This is a genomic window from Acidovorax sp. LjRoot117, assembly GCF_964252695.1.
GTDB lineage: Bacteria > Pseudomonadota > Gammaproteobacteria > Burkholderiales > Burkholderiaceae_C > Acidovorax.
The window spans coordinates 61,904-82,946 of the sequence record NZ_CAXUPO020000007.1 but is presented as its reverse complement, the minus strand read 5'-3'; the positions used below and the strand labels follow the sequence as shown (position 1 = coordinate 82,946).

18 protein-coding genes and 2 tRNA genes are annotated in these 21,043 nt (G+C 66.6%); 3 read left to right on the top strand and 17 right to left on the bottom strand.

Annotated features, from left to right (window positions below; all coding sequences use genetic code 11):
- Positions 1 to 12 precede the first annotated feature (12 nt).
- Positions 13 to 88 (top strand) — tRNA-Thr (locus ACSQ3D_RS18220).
- A 195-nt stretch (positions 89 to 283) separates the two neighbouring features.
- Here the strand turns inward: ACSQ3D_RS18220 and ACSQ3D_RS18215 are convergent.
- The 5 genes from ACSQ3D_RS18215 to ACSQ3D_RS18195 all read right to left on the bottom strand — a co-directional run bounded on the left by ACSQ3D_RS18215 (position 284) and on the right by ACSQ3D_RS18195 (position 6,313).
- Positions 284 to 2,674 carry a TonB-dependent siderophore receptor gene (locus ACSQ3D_RS18215; RefSeq protein WP_436127832.1) on the bottom strand — a complete coding sequence of 797 codons (2,391 nt, stop codon included), beginning with the start codon at positions 2,672 to 2,674 and terminating at the stop codon, positions 284 to 286.
- Between the two features lie 100 nt (positions 2,675 to 2,774).
- Positions 2,775 to 3,827, bottom strand: coding sequence for a FecR family protein (locus ACSQ3D_RS18210; RefSeq protein WP_436127831.1), 1,053 nt, complete (start codon positions 3,825 to 3,827; stop codon positions 2,775 to 2,777).
- Between the two features lie 86 nt (positions 3,828 to 3,913).
- A complete protein-coding gene (locus ACSQ3D_RS18205) occupies positions 3,914 to 4,471 on the bottom strand; it encodes an RNA polymerase sigma factor (protein WP_056413584.1) in 558 nt (185 codons plus the stop codon).
- Positions 4,472 to 4,617: 146 nt separating this feature from the next.
- Entirely contained in the window at positions 4,618 to 5,244 is a 627-nt protein-coding gene (locus tag ACSQ3D_RS18200; protein ID WP_436127830.1) for a LysE family translocator, read from the bottom strand.
- A gap of 124 nt (positions 5,245 to 5,368) precedes the next feature.
- Positions 5,369 to 6,313: a LysR family transcriptional regulator gene (locus ACSQ3D_RS18195; protein ID WP_436127829.1), complete on the bottom strand. Its 945-nt coding sequence runs from the start codon at positions 6,311 to 6,313 to the stop codon at positions 5,369 to 5,371.
- Positions 6,314 to 6,768: 455 nt separating this feature from the next.
- On the opposite strand from ACSQ3D_RS18195, the gene ACSQ3D_RS18190 reads away from it, so the two are divergent.
- Positions 6,769 to 7,149 carry a hypothetical protein gene (locus ACSQ3D_RS18190; protein ID WP_436127828.1) on the top strand — a complete coding sequence of 127 codons (381 nt, stop codon included), beginning with the start codon at positions 6,769 to 6,771 and terminating at the stop codon, positions 7,147 to 7,149.
- Between the two features lie 42 nt (positions 7,150 to 7,191).
- Here ACSQ3D_RS18190 and ACSQ3D_RS18185 read toward each other — a convergent pair whose 3' ends face one another.
- The 5 genes from ACSQ3D_RS18185 to nirB form a co-directional block, all read right to left on the bottom strand.
- Complete coding sequence (locus ACSQ3D_RS18185; protein ID WP_436127827.1) at positions 7,192 to 8,937, bottom strand: protein kinase domain-containing protein; 1,746 nt, start codon at positions 8,935 to 8,937, stop codon at positions 7,192 to 7,194.
- A 71-nt stretch (positions 8,938 to 9,008) separates the two neighbouring features.
- Positions 9,009 to 9,821: a formate/nitrite transporter family protein gene (locus ACSQ3D_RS18180; RefSeq protein WP_056413592.1), complete on the bottom strand. Its 813-nt coding sequence runs from the start codon at positions 9,819 to 9,821 to the stop codon at positions 9,009 to 9,011.
- A gap of 372 nt (positions 9,822 to 10,193) precedes the next feature.
- Positions 10,194 to 11,513 carry a nitrate- and nitrite sensing domain-containing protein gene (locus ACSQ3D_RS18175; protein ID WP_436127826.1) on the bottom strand — a complete coding sequence of 440 codons (1,320 nt, stop codon included), beginning with the start codon at positions 11,511 to 11,513 and terminating at the stop codon, positions 10,194 to 10,196.
- A gap of 93 nt (positions 11,514 to 11,606) precedes the next feature.
- Entirely contained in the window at positions 11,607 to 11,963 is a 357-nt protein-coding gene (nirD, locus tag ACSQ3D_RS18170; protein WP_436127825.1) for a nitrite reductase small subunit NirD, read from the bottom strand.
- Between the two features lie 77 nt (positions 11,964 to 12,040).
- On the bottom strand, positions 12,041 to 14,584 hold the full coding sequence (nirB, locus tag ACSQ3D_RS18165) for a nitrite reductase large subunit NirB (RefSeq protein ID WP_056413599.1): 2,544 nt from the start codon (positions 14,582 to 14,584) through the stop codon (positions 12,041 to 12,043).
- A 647-nt stretch (positions 14,585 to 15,231) separates the two neighbouring features.
- On the opposite strand from nirB, the gene ACSQ3D_RS18160 reads away from it, so the two are divergent.
- The gene (locus ACSQ3D_RS18160; RefSeq protein ID WP_436127824.1) at positions 15,232 to 15,432 is read left to right on the top strand and encodes a hypothetical protein; all 201 of its coding nucleotides are present in this window, start codon (positions 15,232 to 15,234) and stop codon (positions 15,430 to 15,432) included.
- A gap of 52 nt (positions 15,433 to 15,484) precedes the next feature.
- On the opposite strand, the gene ACSQ3D_RS18155 is transcribed toward ACSQ3D_RS18160, so the two are convergent.
- The 7 genes from ACSQ3D_RS18155 to rplT all read right to left on the bottom strand — a co-directional run bounded on the left by ACSQ3D_RS18155 (position 15,485) and on the right by rplT (position 21,020).
- A complete protein-coding gene (locus tag ACSQ3D_RS18155; RefSeq protein ID WP_056413605.1) occupies positions 15,485 to 15,790 on the bottom strand; it encodes a single-stranded DNA-binding protein in 306 nt (101 codons plus the stop codon).
- 183 nt (positions 15,791 to 15,973) lie between these two features.
- A tRNA-Pro gene (locus ACSQ3D_RS18150) sits at positions 15,974 to 16,050 on the bottom strand.
- A gap of 29 nt (positions 16,051 to 16,079) precedes the next feature.
- Positions 16,080 to 16,514, bottom strand: a complete 435-nt coding sequence (locus ACSQ3D_RS18145) for a MerR family transcriptional regulator (RefSeq protein WP_056171931.1) — start codon at positions 16,512 to 16,514, stop codon at positions 16,080 to 16,082.
- A 102-nt stretch (positions 16,515 to 16,616) separates the two neighbouring features.
- Positions 16,617 to 16,946 (bottom strand): integration host factor subunit alpha, encoded by a 330-nt coding sequence (locus ACSQ3D_RS18140; RefSeq protein WP_056413865.1) that lies wholly within the window; start codon positions 16,944 to 16,946, stop codon positions 16,617 to 16,619.
- 34 nt (positions 16,947 to 16,980) lie between these two features.
- Positions 16,981 to 19,428: a phenylalanine--tRNA ligase subunit beta gene (gene pheT / locus ACSQ3D_RS18135; RefSeq protein ID WP_436127823.1), complete on the bottom strand. Its 2,448-nt coding sequence runs from the start codon at positions 19,426 to 19,428 to the stop codon at positions 16,981 to 16,983.
- A 78-nt stretch (positions 19,429 to 19,506) separates the two neighbouring features.
- On the bottom strand, positions 19,507 to 20,559 hold the full coding sequence (gene pheS / locus ACSQ3D_RS18130) for a phenylalanine--tRNA ligase subunit alpha (protein ID WP_056413726.1): 1,053 nt from the start codon (positions 20,557 to 20,559) through the stop codon (positions 19,507 to 19,509).
- 101 nt (positions 20,560 to 20,660) lie between these two features.
- On the bottom strand, positions 20,661 to 21,020 hold the full coding sequence (rplT, locus tag ACSQ3D_RS18125) for a 50S ribosomal protein L20 (protein ID WP_056171937.1): 360 nt from the start codon (positions 21,018 to 21,020) through the stop codon (positions 20,661 to 20,663).
- Between the last annotated feature and the right edge of the window lie 23 nt (positions 21,021 to 21,043).

The window sequence follows — 21,043 nt, the reverse complement described above, 5'->3', positions numbered from 1 at the left end:
TTTGAGGCTTACGCCGGTGTAGCTCAGTCGGTAGAGCAGCTCATTCGTAATGAGAAGGTCGGGTGTTCGATTCATCTCTCCGGCACCAAATGAAAAGCCCTGATTCGCAAGAGTCAGGGCTTTTTTGTTGTGGGGGGCCTTGGCGGCAGCGCAGTTGGCAACGGTACGACACGATGCCAGGCCCACCACGCACCACGCAGCACCCGACATCACCAGGCAACCGCCATCGCCCCACCGGCCACCTTGGCCTGTGGGGCGATCTGAAACCACGCGAACAGCCCCCTCAGAACCTGTACTTGGCCGATGCCGTCACCGTGCGCTCCCGGCCCAGGTAGCACTCGCCGTGGTAGCAGATGGAGTTGTACTTCCTGTTCAGAAGGTTGGTCACGTTCAGGGCAAAGCGCCAAGGGCCCTGGTCGTACTGCAGCACGGCATTGAGCAGCGTGAACCCGCCTTCGGTCGAGGTGTTGGCCTCGTCGTTCTGCCGTGGGCCCACATAGCTGGCGCCTGCGCCCACGCCCAGGCCCGCGCCCACGGCGTAGTCGAGCCAGAGCGATGCCATCTTGCCGGGCACTGCGGCGGGGCTCTTGTGGACCTCGGCCGCATTGGCGCTTTGAAGGACCTTCACGCTCATCCAGGTGGCAGAGGCCGTGGCGCTCAGGCGGTGGGTGAGGTCGGTCTTGGCTTCGAGCTCCAGCCCCCGGGAACGCTGTTGGCCGATCTGCCGCGCTTCCAACGTGATGCTGTCGTTGGTCACGATGTTCGTCTTGCGCAGCTCGAACAAGGCCGCCGTGAAAAGGCTCCCGCCATCGTGCGGCCTGTACTTGACGCCCACCTCGACCTGCCGGCCCCGGCTGGGCTGAAACGGGTTGTTGGCGGAATCCACGCCGCTGGTCGGCAGGAACGACTGGGCATAGCTCGCATACGGCGCCCAGCCATTGCCCAGCAGGTAGTTCAGCCCGGCCCGGCCGCTGAAGGCGTGGTCGTTCTGCGTGGACCGGGTGCTCAGGCGGTTGTCGATGGTGGACCTGACATGGTCGTGGCGACCGCCCAGCGTCGCGATCCAGCGATCACCGAACCGGATCTGGTCCTGGGCGTAGACCCCCACCTGCTGCATGCTCTGGCGGAAGTCGGCCCACGGCAGGCGGGGTTGCGGCACCGACATGCCGTACACCGGGTTGAGCAGGTCGAGGTCAGGCCCGGTGCCACGCCAGCGCAAGGCGGTGCCTTTCAGATGGTTCCAGTCCACGCCGAAGAGCAACTGGTGCTGCGTGGTGCCGGTGATCAGGCTGCCCTGCAGTTGCGTGTCCACCGATGCCTGTTCGAGCGCGTCGTCCCAGGACCGGGTCATGCGCGACAGGGTGTGGCCGTCGGGCTGCAGCGTGTCGCCCCACAAGGCCCGCCGTGCCATCGAGATGTCGGTATAGCGCGCGTTCTGCCGCACGCTCCATCCATTGCCGAGCGCATGGTCGAACCGGTAGCCCACCGAGTACTGGTCCTGCTGAAAACGGCTGAAGGAAGGGTCTCCATACTTGACCTGCCTGCGGACACCGCCGGGGTCGGTGAAGATGGCGTAGTACGGGTCCTCGCCGGACTCGTCGTTGAGCAGTTCGCCAAACACGGTGAGCGAGGTCGCTGCGCTCGGGCTCCAGCGCAGCGACGGTGCCAGGTAAGCGCGCTGCCGGGTGATGCGGTCGCCGTTCGCGTACCGGTCCTGGTCCTGGCTGTCCAGGGCCACACCGACCAGCCGGAAGGCCAGGTCGCCGCCCTCCCCCACCGAGCCCCCCAGGTCCACGCCCAACTGCTTGCGGTTGAAGTTGCCCACCTGCAGTTCGACCTCCCGCGTGGCTTGCGGCCCCGGCGCCTTGCTCACCCGGTTGACGATGCCGCCGGCATCGCCCTGTCCGTACAGCACCGACGAGGGCCCCCGCAGCACCTCCACCCGCTCCAGGCCGTAGGTCTCCGTCATGCGGTAGATGACGCCGAACTGGCTTTGGGGCAGGCCGTCGCGGAAGCTGCTGCTGTTGCCCGGGAAGCCGCGCAGGGACAGGTATTCCCAGCCACGGTTGTCGGGCCCGTAGGCAGCGACGGACACGCCCGGCGTCTGGCCTACGACGTCCATCAGATCCAGGGCGCCGCGCGCCTCCATCTCCTGGCGGCCGATCACGGACAGCGACTGCGGAACCTCCAGGATGGAGCTGTCCGTCTTGGTGCCCGTGGCGCTGCGCTGGGCCACATAGCGCGGGACGGGGCCAGTGGCGGTCTCTGGCTCGGCGCTGGCATTCACTGTGACCGAGGGCAGCGTCGCGGCAGAGCCCGGGGGCGGCACGGCACGGATCAGCACGGAGGCGCCTTCGCTGACCGCCATCAGGCCGCTGTGGGCCAGCAGCCTGTCCAGCGCCTGCCGGGGCGTCATGCGGCCACTGACTGCCGGGGCCGTCTTGCCGGCCACGAGCGACTGCGGCACCGCCACCTGCATGCGGGCTTGCCTGGCCCAGTCGTTGATCGCATCGCCCAGCGGTTGGGCGGCGATGGCGATGTCGCGCTCGGCAGCGGACGACAGCGCGCTGTCGACCGCCTGCGCCCCGGCGGATGCGGTGAACGCACCCGACGCGACGGCGAAAGGGATGGCCAGCGCAAGCGCTGCCGAAGAGGGCAATGGAGGTTTTTTCATGGTCACTTCACCAACAAGATACGAATGGTTCTCGTTCGTGTAGACGTACCGGCAGGGCGTTTGCCGGATACCTGGGCCAAACATTTTCAAAAATCGCTGCTCATCCACCCTGCCGCCGCAGCGCGTAGCCGTCACCCAGGGGCACGAGTTGCAGTTGCAGCGCGCCAGCCAGCAGGCGGCGCGCCGCGGCCGCATCGCGCGGATCGAAGGTGCCGGAGAGCCGAAGGTCGAGCGCTGATCGGTCCACGTCCACCAGGCCCAGATCGGCGTAGCGCCCCATCTCGGCCATCACCGTCTTCAGCGGGGCGTTGCTGAAGCTGATCTGCGCCCCTTGGTGCCAGACCGCCGCGCCGTCCGTGGGCAGCGCCTTCACGACCGGCTGCGCACCGGGCCCCTGGAGCACCAGATGCTGGCCGGCCGTGAGCTCCACCTGATGCGCCGCAGCGTCCGCACCACCGCCCGCCACCAGGCCGTTCGCCACCCGCACGCGGCCATGCTCCACCGCGACTTCAACGCCTTCCCGCGAGGGAATGCCGGGTGTCGAGCGCACGGTAAAGCGCGTCCCGACCACCGTCACACGCACGTCTTGCGCCGTGACCTGAAAAGGCCGGTCCGGGTCGGCACGCACCGTGAACAGGGCCTGTCCCTGGACAAGCTGCACCTCGCGCCGGCCGCGAAAGAACGTCACCATGAGTGTGGTGGAGGTGTCCAGCCGCAGCTCGGAGCCATCGGGCAGCGTCACGTGAGACTGCTGGCCGCGCTGCGTGCCGAAGGCCTGCTCGTACACCGGGCGGGCCTCCAGGTGTTGCCAGCCAAACCAGCCCCCCGTGACGGCCACCGCAGCCACGCCCGCCAGGGCCCACCCCGCCATCGCACGGCGCCGCGGCACCGGCACTGCGGCCGGCGCGCGCTCAGCGGCCACCAGCGCGCGCAGTCTGGCTGCGGTGTCGCGCGGCATCGTGTCGATCAAGGCCCAGTCGGTGGCCCAGCGCGCATAGGCCTGGCGGTTACCGGCATCGCGACCGAGCCACTGCGTGAAAGCGGCCTCGTCCGCCGCGGACCACGCACCATCCCCGGCATCGCGGCGCAGAAACCATCCCGCCACTTCCTGGCGTCGGCGGGCTTCATCGGTCGTGGGCTCTATGGGCATCATGATCGCGGGAGGTGTCGGGTTGTAGACGAACGAGCGGCCTCAAAGCCGGAGTCTTCGGTGCGGAGCCCGCACACGGGCACGGTGGTTCACGGTGGGGCACTGCCTGTACGGCGGCGGCGGCGACCGCCGGCCGGGGGCACCACTTCGCCCTCCAGCGCCTGCAGCTGGCGCATGCAGGCGTCCATCGCGACTTCCAGGTGGGTCTCCACCGTCTTGACGTTGACGCCCATCTTCTGCGCCACTTCGCTGCGGCTCAGGCCTTCCAGCTTGAACAGCACGAAGGCTTCGCGCGGGCGTGGCGACAGCTGCAGCAGCGCCTGCTCGATGGCGGCCAGGCGCTGGCGGCCGGACAGGATGGCGTCGGGCTCCAGGGATGGCGGGCCGACATGGGCGTCGGCATCACCCCGGTCTCCATCGCCGTCTGCAGCGCCCGTTTCGCGCACCGCAGCGCGGCGGTGGTGGTCCGTCAGGAGGTTGCGCGCAGTGGCATAGAGCCATGCGCGGGGCTCGCGCACCGCCTGGCCGGCCTGCTGCGCGGCGTAGATCCGTGCAAAGCTTTCCTGCGTCAAGTCGGCCGCGGTGTCGCGGTCGCTCACCTTGCGCGCCAGAAAATTCAGCAATTCGCGGTAGTAACGCTCGAACACGGTGTCTGAGTAGCCCGCACGTTGGCTCTACAGGCTGGCTCCAGCGTGGCCAGCCTCAAGCGAGTTGAAAATAGATGGCCTGAATTATCTGCGCGGCAGCCGGCAGGGCCCGCGCCTGCACCCTGGCGGCCCAGCGGGCCGCTGGCCTATCGGCCCAGCAGCAGCTTGATGCCGAAGAAGGCCATCAGTCCGCCCGTCACCCGGTCGATGGCGGGCTTCGCGGCGCCATACCCTTGCCGGGCCACGGCCGAAGAGAACAGGCCTGCGATCACCACGTTCAACGTGAGCGAGATGGCCCCCACCACCAGGACCGCGGCGATCTTGGCCCAGAGGGACAGGTCCGGCGTGAACAAGGTGGCGAATGCGCTGGTGAAAAAAACCAGCGACTTGGGGTTGGCAAGGTTGGTGGCCAGACCGAAACGGTAGGCCTGCCAGGCCGTCTTGCCTGCAGCCATGCCGTCGCGCCCCGCCAACGGCCGGCCGGCCTGAAAGAACATCCGGGCGCCGATGTAGAGCAGGTAGACCCCGCCGGCGATGCGCAATGCCTGCTGAACCCATTGGTACTGGGCCACCACCACGCCCAGCCCCACCGCCGCCAGGCTGGCCCACGCCACGCTCGCGGTGGAAACACCCAGGCCCACACACACGGCACGCGCCCGTGACTGGCCGATGGCCGTGGCGGTGATCACCAGAAAATTGGGACCGGGACTGATGGCCAGCATCAGGTAGAGACCGGCAATGCTGGCCAGGAAAATCAGTTCGTTGGTGGGCATGGGAATCCTGCAGATAACAAATGTCGCCAGCGGAGCGCGCTGCTTCGCCAGCCGCCGCAAGGTGTTTGACCCGATGGCCCAAGGCGCAGCCACCGGGCCAGGCCTGTCGTCGAAGCACGCGGGCTCACTGCGCCGGCCCGGCGGCTGCGCCGCTCAAACGCTTGCCTTCGCTTGCAATGGCGTTCATCACCACGCGCAAAGCGGCGGTCATGGTCTTGTCGTGGCGGGTCACACTCACCTGTGTGCGGTGCAGCGGCGGGAATACGGGGCTGACGTCCAGGTCCGGATGATGGCCGGTGCCCACGACCGCCATTCTCGGCAGCAGGCTGCACCCGGCACCGGAGGCGACGACCGCCTTGATGGCTTCGACGCTGTCGAGCTCCATTTCGGGGATGGGCTTCATGCCGTGGCTGCCGAACCAGGCATCGATCAACCCGCGGGTGGAGGTCCCAGCGCTGAGCATGATCAAAGGCATGCCGATGAGCGATGGGGCGTCGACCCTGTCAGGAAAACTACCGGCACTCCGCTGCCGGATCGCCACGATTTCATCCTCCAGGATGATGTTGGGGCTGACCAGTTGGCTGGACACCGGCAACGTGACCAGCGCGATATCCAGGGCGTTGTCTTCCACACGCCGGACCAGGTCGTCGGTGTTGCCGGTGCTGATGATCAACCGGACCTTGGGAAACACCTGCCGCAGTCTGCCCAGGACGGTGGGCAGCAGGTACAGGCAATTGGTGGCTCCCGCCCCGATCCGTATCGTCCCCATCACATCGTCCGCGTAGGCCGACACAGCGGCATAGGCCGACTCCATCGCGGCATTGATGTGCGGCAGGTGCTTCAGCAGATCCAGACCCGCCGAGGTGGGAACGACCGTCCGACCGAAGCGCTCGAGCAGCCGTACGCCCAGTTGCCGCTCGAGCACCCGTATCTGCTGGCTCACCGCAGGCTGGGTCAGCCCCAGTTGCCCTGCCGCCAGGGTAAAGCTGCCCAGCTGCACGACGAGCTCCAGCCGCCGCAGTTGCTCCACGCTGAAGTAAGAGCCCGTATTCGAGTGCATGGAGCTCATGGCAAAGGCAACGTGGGTGGTTTCAGGCGACAGCAGGCGGGCGAAGAGGCGCACAGACCGTCAGACCGCAGCACCGCCGCGGCCATGCTGGCAACAACACACATCAGAAGTCTCATCACTGGGCGCACTGAATCGAAGGGGCCGCCACGTCCTGGTCGGCCATGCGGGAGGAGGGTTCCGTACGTAGACGCACGGGAAGTGCGTTTGCCGGATACAGCGGCGTCATTTATTTTGTGATGGCGCCCGGCCTGCGCGCTGCGGTCCCTGGGTGAGGGGTGCACGGGGTTGGCCTGGATGGGCCAGGCCCCGATCTTCGCAAAGTTCACGCGCCGATGGGCGGCCAGGGTCCAAAGAATGGCTAATGGCTTCGATAACAGGCCGCCTCTTTATCTTGGCGAGCCCATGCAAGACCATCCAGCGCTTCATTGTTTTGCCCTCAACCCTGCGGATACCCCATGCCCAAAAATCGCCCGACTTCATTCACTGTCATTGCATGGCTCCTGATCGCGTCCAGCGCGGTGGCCCTGGCTGGCTTTGCCACCTCGCATGGAAACTCGTTGGCCGAGGACGTGATGCGGCAAAACCCGCTGCCTCTGCTGCTGCAGTACGGCATCGGCTACTTCGGGCTCGCAGTGCAGGTGGTTTGCGCCATCGCCATCCTCAGGGGGCGGCCCTGGGGCCGGCTGGTCTACACCGGCTGGGGCACCATGGGCCTGCTCATCGGGTTCGCCACGTCGCCCGTCAAGACGGCGCTCATTCCAGGGGCGGTTCTGTTCGCGGTGATCGTTTTCTTTCTGTTCAGGCCCGCAGGCAACGCATTCCTGAAGGCGTCCTGAAAAGGATCCTTGACTGCCATGGCGGCATGGGGAGCGCAGTGCCTACCAGCCGAACACGCGCGCGGCGATCAGGGCCACCACCACCAGGCCCAGCAACAGGCTGACGGCCTGCCAGAAGACCACCGGGTTGCGCTGCACCAGCGGCACCGACGGGCGATCATGGAAGGGCCGACCCGGCGAGTGCAAGTCGAAGAGAAACTCCGACACCGCCTCCTGACGGCGGGCCGGGTCTGCGCTCAAGGCCTTTTGCAACACGCCGTCCAGCCACGCCGGAAGGTCGGGCCTGAAATGGCGTACCGGCACATACCGCAGTGCCTTGATGTCCGCCACCGACCGGACGCGCGCGGCGTGCAGGCCATAGGGCAGCTGTGCGGTCAGCATCTGGTAGGCCAGCACGGCCAGCGAGAACAGGTCGGACTGCGCACTGCCCTCGTGCCCTACGAAGTATTCAGGCGCGGTGTACTGCAGGGTGCCGGCGATGAAGTCCGCGCGCTGGTCCTGCCGCCCCTCTTGCAGCCCCGCCACATGCGTCGATCCAAAGTCGATGATGCGCAGGGTGCCCTGGCGGTCGATCATCACGTTGTCCGGGCGCAGGTCCTGGTGCAGCATCTCCTTGACGTGAAAGGCGTGCAGCCCCTTGCCGACCTGGGCGATGAGGCCGCGCACGGTGTCGAGGTCCGGGTGGGGGTGGTCGATCATCCACTGGCCCAGGGTATGCCCCTCCACGAACTCCATGGCGACGTACATGTGCCTTCTGCGGCGCTCGTGCACATGGGGCCGCAGCACGTGCGGGCTCTGAATGCGCCGGGCCACCCATTCCTCCAGCAGGAATCGGTCGAGGTACTGCGCATCGCTGGCCATGTCGGTGGAGGGCGTCTTGATCACCACCTGCTGGCCCGTCTCCCCATCGACCGCCAGGTAGACATGGCTGCGGGCACTGGCGTGCAGTTCGCGGACGATGCGATAGCCTTCGAACAGGGCGTTGGGCACGAGCAGCGGTGCGGTGGCAAGGTCGGCCCGCAGGGTCTGCAGGTCGCGCAGCGGCACCTCGGGCAGCGCATCGACCCGCAGCAGTTGCACCGTCATGTCGTCGTCGGCACCGCGTGCCTGCGCGGTGTCCACCAGCGCCTGCGCGGCGTGATCCCAGTCGTCGGGATACAGCGCCAGTGCCTCGTGCACTGCCGCGGCGTCGATGTGCAGGTATGCGCCGTCGGTGGCCAGAAGGTAGATCGCGCCCACGTCCGCCGGCAGGCTGGTGTAGTCGATCTCGACGTTGGGGCCCGTGCCCAGCGCGCGGCCGAGGAAGGACTCCACCGACGACAGATGCACGCGGTGGTCTTGCGTCAGCGGCTCCAGCGACTGCGCGTGCACCCGGTAGATGCGCGAGTCGCCCACATGCAGCAGGTGGATGTCGCGGCCTTTGAGGATGAGCGCGCTGAAGGTGCAGACATAGCCCCGGTCCTTGTCGAACCGCGCATGGCTGCGCATGGTTTGGGCATGCAGCCAGGCATTGGTGGCACCCAGCACACGCTGCGCGGACCGGCGCACCGACCAGGCGTCGGAGGTGGCGTAGTAGTCGTCCAGAAAGCTGCGTACCGCAGCGGCACTGGCCTCCTGGCTGACGGCGCTGGAGCCGATGCCGTCGGCCAGTGCCACGGCAATGCCTTTGGTGCTGCGCAGCGGCTCGGCCGGCAGCACGGCGCCGTGGAAGTCCTGGTTGACGCCGCCCTGCCCCGCCCTCGAATGCTGGCCCAGCGTGACGCGCAGGGTGTGGTTCTTTGCGCTCATGGCACAGGTGTCATCGCAGGCAAGGCCGAACCGCTCCGGCCCTGCAGTGTCTGCATTTCGTTCAGCGCCTTTCAGGCCACCTTGCGCTTGGGCGCGGTCTTGTAGTGGGTGGAGTACAGCATGGCGCCCACGAAGGTCAGGCCACCCACCAGGTTGCCGATCACGGTGGGGATTTCATTCCAGACCAGGTAGTCCATGACGGTGAAGTTGCCGCCCAGCAGCAGGCCCGAGGGGAACAGGAACATGTTGACGATGCTGTGCTCGAAGCCCATGTAGAAGAACAGCGCGATGGGGATCCACATGCCGATGGCCTTGCCCGACACCGAGGTGGACATCATCGCGGCCACCACGCCGGTGGATACCATCCAGTTGCACATCACGCCGCGGATGAACAGGGTCAGCATGCCGGCGGCGCCGTGCGCGGAATAGCCCACCGTGCGGCCTTCGCCGATGTGGCCGATTTTCACGCCGACCGCGTTGGGCGCCTCGCTGAAGCCGAAGGTGAAGATGATGGCCATGAACACGGCCACCATGAAGGCCCCGCCGAAGTTGCCGCAGAACACCAGGGCCCAGTTGCGGAACACGCCGCCCCAGGTGGCGCCCGGGCGCTTGTCGAGCACGGCCAGCGGTGCCAGGGTGAACACGCCCGTCAGCAGGTCATAGCCCAGCAGGTACAGCAGGATGAAGCAGCCCGGGAACAGCATAGCGCCCAGCAGTGCGTTACCGGTATTGACCGTGACGGTGACGGCGAAGGCAGCGCCCAGCGCCAGCATGGCACCGGCCATGAAGGACCGGATCAGCGTATCGCGGGTGGACATGAGCAGCTTGGATTCGCCGGAATCGACCATCTTGGTCACGAATTCGGAAGGGGCGAGATAGGCCATGGAGTTTCCTTGGGGTGCGGTGACTGACTGACTGACAGACAGACCGACTGAGTGAGTGACTGCCCCGTCTAGCCCTCGGCACGAGGGGGCGCAACAAAGGAAAACGGCGTCCAGCATGCAACCCGTCTGACCGGGTGACACACAGGGACGCCGTTATCCTTGGATGCGCGATTTCCGCAACCCTCTGACCACATCGTGGCCTGCAGGGCGGGCAGCGCGGGCCTTCGTCAGCCCGGCACTGTGCTGTGTATGAGCAAGTTCTGTACCGTCAACGGGGCCGTCGCCAAGGCGTGCAACGCGCGTTCCGAGATTGCTTTGGAAGCCGCAGCAGTCCACGCGCCTCGCTTCTGTGCAGCCCGGCACCAAGTTGGATCACTCGGGGGGCGTCTTTGGGGCGCGCAGGCCCTGCTGCAGCGCCACCGCCAGATCCGGCAGCGACAGCGTGGCCTCGGCCACATCGAGCAGGCGGCGGTTCTGGTCCATCGAGGTCTTTTGCAGCACCCGGAAGGCCACTTCCTCGTTCATGCCCAGCCGGGCCATCAAGACGCCCTTGGCCCGCTCGATGACCTTGCGCTCGTTCAGCGTGCGGCGGGCGGCATCGAGCTCCGCCTCCATGGTGGACATGCGCGCCGACTGGGCCTGCAGCAGGTCCAGCAGCGACGCGGCCTCGTTGCCGTAGGCACTGCCGGGCTGCTCGGGCACGGCGGTGGGCGCCAGTGCCATGTCGAAGAACCGGTCTACCGCGTGGGTGCGCTGCGGCGGGTTGTCGCGCAGGCCGCGCAGCAGGCCCTTGGAATCCTGCAAGTCCTGCTGCGCCTCCTGGATGCGGGCTGCGCAGTCATCGCGCAGCTGCTTGACCAGATCGACCTGCAGGTGCCACAGCGCGTCGATGCGCTCGGAGCACACATCGAACCAGACGTCGCTCAGGTCGCTGTCGAGCACCGCGCCCGGCCGGGCCACGCACAGCGTGCGGCGCAGCCGCTCCAGCTGGGCCACGCTGGGCGACAGCTGTTGCTGTTCCCACCGGGTGCGCAGTGCGGGGTCGGCAAACTCGGCAAAGATGCGCAGGCTGCGCTCCTGCGCGTCGATGAGGTGCAGAACCCGCTGCTGGTGCGCCTCGCTGCCGGTGCCCGATGCGTACAGCAGCGCGCCCAGGGCCCGCTCCTGCCCCGCCTCTTCCTGTGCCTGCACCAGGTGCAGCAGGCCCACCAGCAGGCGCGACACGCTGGGCAGGCCCGCCGCGTCGGCCACGTGGAAGACCAGCTCGATCAAGCCTGCGATCAGGTGGCTATAGGCGGCCACGGAGTCATGGGCCGACATCGCCTGCCGCTCGACCTGGGTGCGCAGCGCGGGCAGCGACTCCATGCCCAACAGGGCCCACGCCATCAGTGACAGCGCCTTGGCCGTGGCACCCTGGGCAGGCTCGACATGTTCGGCAAACACCTCGCGCAGCCGCGTCTCGAGCAGCACCACCTCGTCCACCATCTTGCGGCGCACGTCGGCAAAGCGCTGCCCGCGGGATGCCAGGTACACGCCGGATGCACCGCGCTCTCGCTGCAGGCCCTGGATCAGTTGCCCGATCACATCCACCAGCTCTGCGCGGCGGGCCAGGTGCCGCACCGCATCGATCTCCAGTTGCTTGGACCGCAGGACAAGGTTCGAGACGGACAAGGTCGCCACCGGGTCAAGCATGCAGGGTTCCTGGGTTCGAAAGTTATCGTGTTATCGGCGTGAGGGGCGATGGGGCCCGTCGCTGCGCCATCGATACACCATTGTGATGGCCATTCAGGCCACGGCCACGCTGACGCGGCCGCCGTCGACCCGCACATTGTGGGCCCGTACCGACTGCTCGGGCGATTCCAGGCACTCGCCGGTGGCCAGGTCGAAGTGGTTCTTGTACAGCGGCGAGGCCACCACGACGCGGTCACCGATGTTGCCGATGAGCCCGCGGGACAGCACGCTCGCGCCCGACTTGGGGTCCACGTTGTCGATGGCGAAGAAGCGGTCGGCGCCGAGGCGAAACACCGCCACATGCCGGTCGGCCACCAGTGCGCACACGCCGGTGCTGGGCAGGATGTCGTCGACCGCGCAGATGTCGGTCCAGGCGAATGTGTCTTCAGTGCTTTGGGGAAGTGCGCTCATGGCGTGATGCTTTCAAAAGTGGGTTGCGCATGCGGTGGAGGCACAGCCGGCCAGATGGACGGCTGCGCGCTCCACGCTCAGGCTGCCTGGGCGATGGGGATGACCTTGGCTGCACCGCGCACGCGTTCATCGGCGGTGGCAGGACGGATCTGGCCGCGCTCCTGTACGAACAGCACGTTCTCGTCGCCCTTGTCGCTGTTCACGAACGAGCGGAAGCGCTTGCGCGTTTCGGGGTCGGTCACGGCGGTCTTCCATTCGCACTGGTAGGTGTCGACCACGCTCTGCATCTGCGCTTCCAGCTCAGCGCACAGGCCCAGGCTGTCCTTTTGCAGCACGTCCTTGAGGTAGTCGAGGCCGCCTTCGAGGTTCTCGCGCCAGGTGCTGGTGCGCTGCAGCCGGTCGGCCGTGCGCACATAGAACATCAGCACCCGGTCGATCATGCGCACCAGCTCGTCCTTGTTCAGGTCGGACGCGAACAGCTCGGCGTGGCGCGGCTTCATGCCGCCGTTGCCGCAGATGTACAGGTTCCAGCCCTTTTCGGTGGCGATGATGCCGATGTCCTTGCCCTGCGCCTCGGCGCATTCGCGCGTGCAGCCCGAGACGCCGAACTTGATCTTGTGCGGGGCGCGCAGGCCCTTGTAGCGGTTCTCCAGCTCCACGGCCAGGCCGACGCTGTCACCCACGCCATAGCGGCACCAGGTCGAGCCCACGCAGCTCTTGACCGTGCGCAGCGACTTGCCGTACGCGTGGCCCGACTCGAAGCCGGCGGTGATCAGCTCTTCCCAGATCAAGGGCAACTGCTCCAGGCGTGCGCCGAACATGTCCACCCGGGCACCGCCCGTGACCTTGGTGTACAGGCCGTACTTCTTGGCCACCTGGCCCACGGCGATCAGGCCGTCGGGCGTGACCTCGCCCCCGGGCATGCGCGGCACGACCGAATAGGTGCCGTCCTTCTGGATGTTGCCCAGGTAGTAGTCGTTGCTGTCCTGCAGGCCCGCCAGTTCTTTCTTGAGCACGAACTCGTTCCAGCACGATGCGAAGACGCTGGCCGCCACCGGCTTGCAGATGTCGCAGCCCAGGCCCTTGCCGTGCTTGGCCAGCAGGTCGTCGAAGCTCTTGATCTGGCCCACGCGCACCAGGTGGTAGATCTCCTGGCGCGAGTACGCGAAATGCTCGCAGATGTGGTTGTTGACTGCCATGCCGCGGCGCGCCATCTCGGCCTTCATGACCTGGGTGACCAGGGGCACGCAGCCGCCGCAGGTGGCGCCGGCCTTGGTGCAGGCCTTCATCTCGGCGATGGTGCAGACGCCATTGCCCACGGCCTCGCAGATGCCGCCCTTGGTGACGTTGTTGCACGAGCAGATCTGCGCCGTGTCGGGCAAGGCATCCACGCCCAGGCCGGGCTTGGCCTTGCCGTCGCTGGACGGGAAGATCAGGAACTCGGGGTCTTCGGGCAGCGCGATGCCGTTCAGGGCCATCTGCAGCAGCGTGCCGTATTCGGTCGCGTCGCCGATCAGCACGGCGCCCAGCAGCTGCTTGCCGTCTTCGCTGATGACGATCTTCTTGTAAACCTGGCGGCGCTCGTCCACATACTGGCAGGTGCGGCTGTGCGGAGTCTTTCCATGCGCGTCGCCGATGCTGGCCACGTCCACGCCCATGAGCTTGAGCTTGGTGCTCATGTCGGCGCCGACAAACGCGGCGTCGGCATCGCCCGCAATGTGGCGGGCCGCCACGCGGGCCATGTCGTAGCCCGGGGCCACGAGACCGAAGGTCTGTTCGTTCCACGAGGCGCATTCGCCGATGGCATAGACGTCATGGTCGCTGGTGCGGCAGGCGCTGTCGATGGCCACGCCACCGCGCGGGCCGATGGCCAGCAGGCTCTGGCGGGCCAGTTCGTCGCGCGGGCGGATGCCGGCGGAGAACACGATCATGTCGGTCTCCAGGTAGGTGCCGTCGGCAAACACCATGCGGTGGCGTGCGCGAGCGCCGTCGGTGATCTCCTGCGTGTTGCGGCCGGTGTGCACCTGCACGCCCAGCTCCTCGATCTTGGCGCGCAGCACGCGGCCGCCGCCCTCGTCCACCTGCACGGCCATGAGGCGCGGGGCGAACTCGACCACGTGCGTTTCCAGGCCCATGTCGCTCAGCGCCTTCGCGCATTCCAGGCCCAGCAGGCCGCCGCCCACGACCACACCGGTCTTGGACTTGGCGCCCGAGGCCTGCATGGCCTCCAGGTCCTCGATGGTGCGGTAGACGAAGCAGTGCTCGCGGTCGCGCCCGGCCACCTGCGGCACGAAGGGGTTGGAGCCGGTGGCCAGCACCAGCTTGTCGTAGGTGAGCACTTCGCCATCGGCCGTGGTCACGGTGCGGATGCGGCGGTCTACCGACGCGGCCCGTGCGGCCAGCCGCAGGGTGAAGCCCGTGCGCTCGAAGAAGCCCGGCTCCACCAGGGAGAGTTGTTCGGCCGAGGTGCCGCTGAAGAAGGCGGATAGATGCACCCGGTCGTAGGCAGCGCGGGGCTCCTCGCACAGCACGGTGACTTCCACGCCGGTCATGCCGGTTTCCGCCAGGCTTTCGAGGAACTTGTGGCCCACCATTCCGTGGCCGATGAGAACAATTTTCATGATCGTGGTCCTGCAATGACCCGGCTGACCTGGAGAGCTCGAAGCAGGATGGGCATGCGTGCCGGACCGTGGGTCGGCGCCGCACCCTCACCCTCCGCGGTAGCACGGGTGTGGTTTGGAACAACCAGGCGAAAGGCAACGAGGCCTAGGCCCGCCTGGGTTCCGCCATCATTAGCGGAGGGGTGTCGTCGGCCCGCAGGCAGCTTCACCGGCGGGCACTGACCCAACTGCAATATCCATGCCGGGGTGTGATGGCGCGGAGAAACCGGCGCGCAGGGCCTTTTGAGCGATGGCGCGCCACGCTGCCTGCACGTGCCGTGGCATGGCGCATCAATGCGGTGCAAGGCAGCCCCAACATAGGGCGGGAGGGCGTCTGCAGCGGCCGTGCCAGGCAGGCACAGGGCCCAGGGGCCACGGCCCCCGGCACGCGGGCTCAGGTGAGGGGCTGGGCGTACGCAATGCCGCCGACACGCGGCGTGGAATGCCGATGCCTGACCACTTCGCCCGAACCCTGCTGTCGCTTCGGGTCCGGCCGGTCGTGCGCGGCCATTTTTTGGTGTTCAAACCCGCGATCCGGATGCAAACTTCCGCGGGAAGCCATAGCCCTCGGGGAGACCTTCTCTCACCGCAGCCATAGAGACACCACCATGACAGAACGCAGATCCACCAGCGACAGGCGCAGCGGCACCGACCGCCGGCAGGAGGAACAAGGCCCTCCCACACACTACGAACGGCGGCGCACGATCGAGGCGCGGCAACCCGAACTGACCGAGCTGCACCTGAGCGACGAAGAACTTCGTGCCCTGGGGTTCCAGCAAGGCGGGCCGGCCTCCCCAAAACCCGGCTGATCCGGGCCGCCGCACGCGCAACCTCGGCGCCAGCCGGCGCGGCCAGAGCCCATCAATGCCCGTTGTCGGCCACCGTGAGCACCCGGTGCGCCACCATGTCCAGCGCGGGCCGCGTGATGCCCTGCTTGTCGGTCCAGACCTTGGGCACCAGGCTGCCGGCAAGGGCCAGCGCATCGCCATCGCGCAGGTGGTGCAGCGACGCACGCACATCGCTGTCGAACGCAATCACGTTCACGAACAGCGTCTCGCCATCGGAAGTGCTGGCACGCACCTTGGCCACGGTGAAGAGCTTGCCGGTCTTGTCGGTCCGCTGCTCGGCATCGCCGTACAGGCGCCCTGACACCAATCCATCGATCATGCGAATCCTTGGCCCCGGGGACGCACCGGGGGGCACGTGGCAGCGGGGGCAGTTGGTTTGTGGGGCACCTGAAGCGGGCCCTGGGTGGCGCCGCAGCCGAAGCACCGCAGAGATGACGAGCCCGCATTGGGCGGCGCCAGCAAAAAAGCCCAGAACCTTTCGGTTCTGGGCTTTTGCTATCAATGGTCGGCGTGGCGGGATTCGAACTCGCGACCCCTTGCACCCCATGCAAGTGCGCTACCAGGCTGCGCTACACGCCGACAAGACTTAGATTATATGCAGAAAAACACTAGGTCAGAGAAAGTAGCGCACGAATCTCAAATAATTCTTTGCGCACCGCATTCGAGTCCAGCGAATAGCCCACCGCATCGATGGACAAGCTCTGCGCGCTGTCGATCAGCATGCTGGGCAGCTCGGTGCCGCCGTCCGCGGCATCGCCTTCTGCACCGGCCTCATCGCGGGCCGGATGCGCGAGTTCCTGCAGACGATTGCGGGCGCCACTGATGGTGAAGCCCTGGTCGTACAGCAGGTCCCGGATGCGGCGGATCATGAGCACTTCGTGGTGCTGGTAGTAGCGGCGGTTGCCGCGCCGCTTCATGGGCCGCAACTGCGTGAACTCCTGCTCCCAGTACCGCAGCACGTGGGGTTTTACGCCGCACAGCTCCGCTACCTCACCGATGGTGAAGTAGCGTTTGGCGGGTATGGAAGGAAGAGGTGTGCCCATCGAGAAAGCGTTTCAGACCAGGGAGCCGCGTAGCGTACTGCACAGACGCAAAGACCGCCAGTGACCAGCCACATTCCGGTCACAAAGACGGCACAAATTCACTCAGGACGCCACGGCCGCGGTCTGAATTTGCTCCTTGAGCTTGCTGCTGGCGTGAAACGTCACCACGCGGCGCGCCTTGATCGGGATCGCCTCCCCGGTGCGCGGGTTGCGGCCGGGGCGCGGTGCCTTGGTGCGGATCTGAAAGTTGCCAAAGCCCGAGAGCTTGACGTCCTTGCCCTCGACCAGGCTTTGCGCGATCAGATCGAAGAACGCATCGATCATGTCCTTGGACTCGCGCTTGTTCAGGCCGATCTGATCGAACAGCAGATCGGCCAGTTGCGCCTTGGTCAGTGCCGGTGTCTCCAGGCTTTCGACGGCAAATTCGATCATGGCATCACTCCCCTCTTGGGCAATTTCGTTGTCATCAAACACGCAGGCGCGCACCCGTGCGCTGCACCAGCTGGGCAACCACAGCCTGCACAGCCGTCTCGATCTCCGCTTCGGTCAGCGTGGCCTCGTCCCGCGCCAGGGTCAGGCGCACGGCCAGGCTCTTTTCACCTTGGGCAAGACCACCGGTGGGCGCCTCTTCACCCGCACGCACGGGCTTGGGACGGTACACGTCGAACAGAACGGCCGAGCGCAACATGCCGCCAGGCACGGCCTGCTGCACCGCCGACATGATGTCGCCGTGCGTGACTCGCTCGGCCACCACCACGGCCAGATCGCGCTCCACGGCCTGGTGCTTGGCCACGGCCTTGAACTGCGGCACCACGCGCTGCAGCACGGCGTCGAGTTCGAGCTCGAACATCACCGGAGCCAGCGGCAGGTCCCAGGACTGGCGCCACTGCGGGTGCAGCTCGCCCACGAAGCCGATGGCGCGGCCGTCCACCAGCACGCGTGCGCAGCGGCCGGGGTGCATGGCAGGGTGCGTGGCGGGCTCGAAGCTGGCCTGCAGCGGGGCCAGCAAGGCCTCCACGTCGCCCTTCACGTCGAAGAAGTCGATGGCCTGTTCCTTGCGGCCCCACTGCAGCGCGTCGTTCGGGCCGTAGGCCAGACCGGACACGCGCATGGGCTGGTTGAAGCCTTCGACGGTGGTGTCCGTGTTGCGCACCGTGGCGTCGCGCAGGAACACGCGGCCCAGTTCGAACACGCGCACGCGCTGGGCCTTGCGGTCCAGGTTGAACTTCAGCACCTGCAGCAGCGAACCCAGCAGCGTCGAGCGCATCACGCTCATCTGGCTGGCGATGGGGTTGAGCAGCTTGATGGGCTGCGCGTTCGCGGCCAGCTCATGCTCCCAGCGCTCTTCGACAAAGCTGAAGTTGATGGTCTCCTGGTAACCCAGCCCGGCCAGCGAGCGGCGCACGGCAAATGGGCTGCGCGTGGCCTCGGCCGGCAGCTTGGGCGTGATGGGCGCCAGGGGCGGCGTGGTGGGCAGGTTGTTGTAGCCCACCATGCGCGCCACTTCTTCGATCAGGTCTTCTTCGATGGTGATGTCGAAGCGGTACGCGGGCGGCGTGACGGTGAGCGTGCCTTCGCCCTGCACCACCGGCAGGCCCAGGCGGGCCAGCACGTCGGCGCACTGCGCCTGGGTCAGGGGCATGCCGATGACCTTGGAAGCGCGCGCCACGCGCAGCGTGACGGGCTGGGGCACCGGCAGGTTCACGGACTGGTCGTCCATGGGGCCGCAGGCGGTGTCCGGGGTGCCGCAGATATCGATGACCAGCTGGGTGATGCGCTCGATGTGCTCGACCGTGAGGCTCGGGTCCACGCCGCGTTCGAAGCGGTGGCCGGCATCGGTGGAGAAGTTGAAGCGGCGCGAGCGCCCGGCCACGGCCTTGGGCCACCAGAAGGCGGCCTCGATGTAGATGTGCTTCGTGTCGTCGGACACGGCGGTGGCGTCGCCGCCCATGATGCCGGCGAGCGACTCGACCTGCTGCTCGTCAGCGATCACGCCGACCTTGTCGTCCACGGTGATGGTGTTGCCGTTGAGCAGCTTGAGCTGCTCGCCCGGCCTGCCCCAGCGCACGTCCAGGCCGCCGTGGATCTTGTCCAGGTCGAAAATGTGCGACGGCCGGCCCAGTTCGAACATCACGTAGTTGGAGATGTCCACCAGCGGCGACACGCCGCGCTGGCCGCAGCGCGCCAGGCGGTCCAGCATCCACTGGGGCGTGGCGGCGCGCGTGTTCACATTGCGCACGATGCGGCCGGAGAAGCGGCCGCACAGGTCGGGCGCGCTCACCTTGACGGCGAGCTTGTCGGACAGCTTTGCAGCCGCGGCAGGGAACAAAGGCTGCTGCAGCGGCACGCCAGTAAGGGCCGACACTTCGCGCGCAATGCCGTACACGCTGAGGCAGTGCGCAAGGTTGGGCGTGAGCTTGAGCGTGAACAGCGTGTCGTCCAGGTTCAGATGGGTGCGGATGTCCTGGCCCACGGGCGCTGCGGCATCGAGCTCGAGCAGACCGCCATGGTCCTCGGACAGCTTGAGTTCGCGGGCCGAGCACAGCATGCCCTGGCTCTCCACGCCGCGCAGCTTGCCGACCTTGATGAGGAACGGCTTGCCGTCGTCGCCAGGCGGCAGTTCGGCGCCCACCAGCGCGCAAGGCACCTTGATGCCCACGCGGGCGTTGGGCGCACCGCACACGATGTTCAGCAAGGCGCCCTGCCCCACATCCACCTGGCAGACGCGCAGGCGGTCGGCATCAGGGTGCTGCACGGCTTCTTTGATCTCGCCCACCACGATCTTGGTGAAGGGAGGCGCCACGGGGCGCAGCTCTTCCACCTCCAGGCCGGCCATGGTCAGCGTCTCGGCCAGCTCGGCCGTCGTGAGGGGTGGGTTGCAGAATTCGCGCAACCAGGATTCAGGAAATTGCATAGTCGGACTCTTGTTCTAAAGGATCGGCGCGCTGCCGCCGGGCGTTCATGCGCGCGTGCGTCACTCAATCGGCGGGCTTTACTGGAACTGCGACAGGAAGCGGATGTCGCCGTCAAAGAACAAGCGCAGGTCGTTCACGCCGTAGCGCAGCATGGTCAGGCGGTCGGGGCCCATGCCGAAGGCAAAGCCGATGTACTTTTCCGGATCGAGGCCCATGTTGCGCACCACGTTCGGGTGCACCTGGCCGGAGCCCGCCACTTCCAGCCAGCGGCCGGCCAGCGGGCCGGTCTGGAACTGGATGTCGATCTCGGCGCTGGGCTCGGTGAAGGGGAAGAAGCTCGGGCGAAAGCGCAACACCAGGTCGTCGCTTTCGAAGAAGGTGCGGCAGAACGCCGTGAAGATGACCTTCAGGTCCTTGAAGCTCACGTTCTCGCCGATCCACAGGCCTTCGCACTGGTGGAACATGGGCGAGTGCGTGGCGTCGCTGTCCACGCGGTAGGTGCGGCCGGGCGCGATCACGCGGATCTCGGGCATGGCCTGGCCGGCATCCAGCAGTGCACGGTGCTTTTTCACATGCTGCACCGCGTGGCGGATCTGCATGGGGCTGGTGTGGGTGCGCAGCAGGTTGGGGGCGGTGTCAGTGCCGCCCTCCACGTAGAAGGTGTCGTGCATGGAGCGCGCAGGGTGGTCTTCCGGCGTGTTCAGTGCGGTGAAGTTGAACCAGTCGGTCTCGATCTCGGGGCCCTGGGCCACGTCGAACCCCATGGAGCCGAAGATGCCCTCGATGCGCTCGAGCGTGAGCGACACCGGGTGCAGCCCGCCCTGTCCGCGCTGGCGGCCCGGCAGGCTCACGTCCAGCGCTTCGGCCTTGAGCTGCACCTGCAGCTCGGCATCGGCCAGCGCCTGGCGCCGTGCCGTGAGAGCGGCTTCGATGGCCTGCTTGGCAACGTTGATGGCGGCGCCGCGGGATTTCTTTTCCTCGACGGACAGCTGCGCCATGCCCTTCATGAGCTCGGTCACGCGACCCGACTTGCCCAGAAACTGCGCCTTGGCGTTTTCCAGATCAGCAGGGGTGGCGCTTTGGGCAAACAGTTGCGTCGCGCTTTCGACCAGGGAATCCAACTCGTTCATATCGACTCTTGAAAATGAACAAGGGCTAGCGCTCTTTCAAGCCCTAGCCCTTGTTGTTATTGCGCAGGCAGCTATCAAAAAGATAGCCGCCCATCGTGAACTCAAGCAGCCAGCTTGGCCTTGACTTGGCTTACGATGCTGCCAAAGGCAGCCTTGTCGTGCACTGCGAGGTCGGCCAGCATCTTGCGGTCGATCTCGATGGATGCCTTCTTCAGGCCGTTGGTGAACTGGCTGTAGGTCAGGCCCAGTTCGCGCGAAGCGGCGTTGATACGGGCGATCCACAGCTGGCGGAACACGCGCTTCTTATTGCGGCGGTCACGGTAGGCATATTGCCCAGCCTTCATTACCGCCTGTTTGGCGATACGGTAGACATTACCGCGGCGGCCACGGAAACCCTTGGCAAGGGCGAGAACTTTCTTGTGACGGGCACGGGCCGTTACACCACGTTTGACGCGAGGCATGTATGTACTCCTTGTTCGTCGTT